This window comes from Butyrivibrio sp. (genome assembly GCF_024699075.1).
In genome coordinates this window covers 1-3,135 of record NZ_JAILQF010000289.1, presented here as the reverse complement: position 1 = coordinate 3,135, position 3,135 = coordinate 1, and the positions used below count along the sequence as shown (strand labels likewise).

General features: G+C 36.5%; 3 protein-coding genes. 1 reads left to right on the top strand and 2 read right to left on the bottom strand.

What is annotated here, in order from left to right; genetic code table 11:
* Nucleotides 1–510: MATE family efflux transporter (locus tag K6G87_RS11790; RefSeq protein ID WP_296837448.1), on the bottom strand; the 510-nt coding region annotated here is incomplete at its 3' end.
* A gap of 208 nt (nt 511–718) precedes the next feature.
* Between K6G87_RS11790 and K6G87_RS11785 the strand changes: the two genes are divergently transcribed.
* Complete coding sequence (locus tag K6G87_RS11785; protein WP_296837445.1) at nt 719–1,288, top strand: TetR/AcrR family transcriptional regulator; 570 nt, start codon at nt 719–721, stop codon at nt 1,286–1,288.
* Between the two features lie 99 nt (nt 1,289–1,387).
* Here K6G87_RS11785 and K6G87_RS11780 read toward each other — a convergent pair.
* Nucleotides 1,388–3,135 (bottom strand): RsiV family protein (locus tag K6G87_RS11780; RefSeq protein WP_296837442.1); only part of this gene is annotated, 1,748 nt, incomplete at its 5' end.

The window sequence follows — 3,135 nt, the reverse complement described above, 5'->3', positions numbered from 1 at the left end:
AAATCCAAGAATAAAGACGGGATCAAGAATAATATTTATGACTGTACCTATGAGATTGCCTACAAGGCCTTCTTTTACAGCGCCTTCTGCTCTTAAGACCTGTCCCAGCATATTGCTTATAAGAAGAAGTGGAGCTCCAATAGCTAGGATAAGCATATAATTTTTTGCATATCCTATGATATCTGACGTTGCTCCCAAAAATACTAGAATAGGTTTATTAAATGCAATTATCAACATACCTGCAATTATTCCGCATATGATTCCACTCCAGATACTAAGAGATGAAACCATCTTGGCATGCTCCATATCTTTTTTGCCAAGGTCCGATGAGATAATTACAGTTGCACCTGCTGATATAAGCATAGCTACAGCCATGATCAAATTGAAAATCGGTCCCACAACAGATATGGCTGCAACCTGCGCTGTCTCTCCTGTCTGACCGACAAATACCATATCCGCCATGTTGTAGATAAGCATAACGAGTATAGCTATAAGTGCCGGAAGTACCATCTTAAAAATAGATGATCATATATTATCGCTTTCAAATATTTTAACCTGATCTTCTTTCATAATCTTCTCCAAACATACAGTTGAAATTTATTGAACATGTGTTTATTATCTTTGTTATAGGAATTATATTCCAGGCATCTGATAACTACAACCAACAATTATTCAGCATATGAAAGATAGTCAACACATTAAGGGGAAAGTGTTTATTATGAGCGAAAAAAAAGAAGATGGCAGAGTCCGCTACACCAAAATGAGAATACGTTCAGCATTCTACGAACTTGCCAAACAAAATGAATACGATAAAATAACAGTTACTGCAGTCTGCAATAAAGCAGAGATAAACAGAGCTACTTTTTATAAGCATTATCTTGATATACCGGATCTTATAGATAAGCTTCAGGAAGAAGCTATCGAGAAGCTTATAAACAGGCTTGATGTAGCTACAAAGAGTAATATAGATGATTTTCTTATAGACCTTCTCAAACAAGTCAAGGAAAACACAAGCGCAAACGGTAGTTTAAGCCTATTCACGCAGGCAAGTGCAACAAGCTTCACTTCCAAGGTTTCAAGGATCATATATTCCAAGTTTTCAGAGATCATCAAAAGTGATATTCCAAAGTCATCTACTCTGGACCAGGATATGATCTTTGTTTATATTGCAGGCGGATGCGCAGGAATTATAGATTACTGGGCAAAGACAGGATTTAAAGAAGATGAAAAAGAGCTATCACAAAAGCTAAGGCTTATGGCCAATTTAACTATTAAAAGTATAAGATAATTATTAAAAATGGCTATTGGCAGGCAAATATCTAATTTGCATACACAATAGCCATTATAGATTATTATCTTATATTTTCAGGAGCCTATCCTATATGTATCAGCCAACATACTCAAGACCCGGGAAGATATCCTGAATAGATACACCGTCAACTGTTCCTTCATATCCAATGTTATCAATATATAATCTAAGATACTGCCCGTCTGATGAAAGAAGATCTACATAAGATACTCCATCAGTTGATACAATAGTAAAGCCTGTACCGGATTGTACAGTTATCATATCTCCTGTAGGCTCCAAGCCATCATCAAGCTTCTCCATCTTAACACTCTTTGCTGATACGATATCTTCTGTGGAGACTTTAACAATAACGCATGTTTTAGGATCCGCCTGCGGCATTCCGTCATCGCCAATAGAGTAATAATTGTAGTAAGTGAAAGTTCCAAGGGCAGAGCTTGTGTCAACTATAATAAAATTATCTGCATTAGAGAATACCTTAGGGCCGCTATAATCTGTATCTACATCGATCCACACTCCAGTATAGCCAAAAATATCTACCTTCTCACAGCCACCATCAGTTACATCAAATACGTATGTATCATAATAATCATTGCCAAATGCAGTCGAAAGATGAATATACTCTCTGCCGTCATCCATTACAAAATGATAGACATTGTAAGCTCCCGTTTTTTCACCATAGTAGTCATCAAATTCAGCACTGCCATCTCCATATACAAGAACAAAGCTACTCTTCTGACTGTTATATATTATGTAATTTTCATCCTCATATGCTTCATTTTCAGACTCATAAAAAGGTATTTCTTCTTTGTAGCAATATGTCCTACTTGTATCGAATCCAAGCTTTTCATTTACTATCTCATCATCATAATCAATAACAACTTCAAATGAACCGGATGCATAATCAGCTATGTCATACTGATTGAATACTATATGTATACCATTTATATCCATATACCAGTTGTATCCAAGCTCGTAATCTTCAGCTCCGGATTCGATACTTTTCTTTTCATCAGGATCAAACTTATAGTGACTAAGAGATTCATCAATATCAAAGAAAGTTTCTTCGCCGTCTTCTGCATTATCAATGAGGTCCGCTTTAATAATTGTGGCAAACTCGTCTTCTGAAACGCTTACAACATCACCAAGGCTTATCTCTTCGCCATTTGAAACGTAATAGTTGTAACCATATACTGCATAATATCCATGAGCTCCTCCACCATAAAAATCTTCAGTTTCAAGGATACTCAGTACCATACTATCTGACCTTGTTATCTCCTGATGTTCATCATCATAATATTCACCAAAATAATCAGGATCAGATTCATATTGAGACTTAGCCATACCATACATCTCTTCGAATTCTGAATCATAATTATCAAGCATAGTATCAGCACTATCTTTAAGTGTCTTAGCAAGTTCCGGATATTCATCCTCAAGATCAGCGACAACCATTATAGCGTTTTGTGATTTCTCACAAAGATCAACTTTTTTACCGTCGTCAGATAATTTAGAGCCTGATCTATTAACTGATTTATATGAAGGAGCTCCGCTTCCATATACGTTTACAAGCTTATATTCCTTCTCTTCTGAATCTGACTCTTCAATTTCTTCTTCCTCTAAAGTCTCAGCTTCAGTCGCAGCATCGCTAGAAGATTCAACCTCTTTGGAGCTGTCTTCATTTGATTGATCAGTCTTTTTAGTTTCCTTTTTAGTATCTTCTTCAGACTCATCTTTCGATGAATCTTCACTGCTATCTTTGGCAGCGCCCTCTTCCTTAGTATCGCTATAGCCAGGCAGTTCAATTCCCGGAATAGAACAGCCTGATA

Bases quoted from the DNA above. Each gene is read 5' to 3' on its own strand.
- K6G87_RS11785 (WP_296837445.1), top strand. From the start codon at position 719: ATGAGCGAAAAAAAAGAAGATGGCAGAGTCCGCTACACCAAAATGAGA.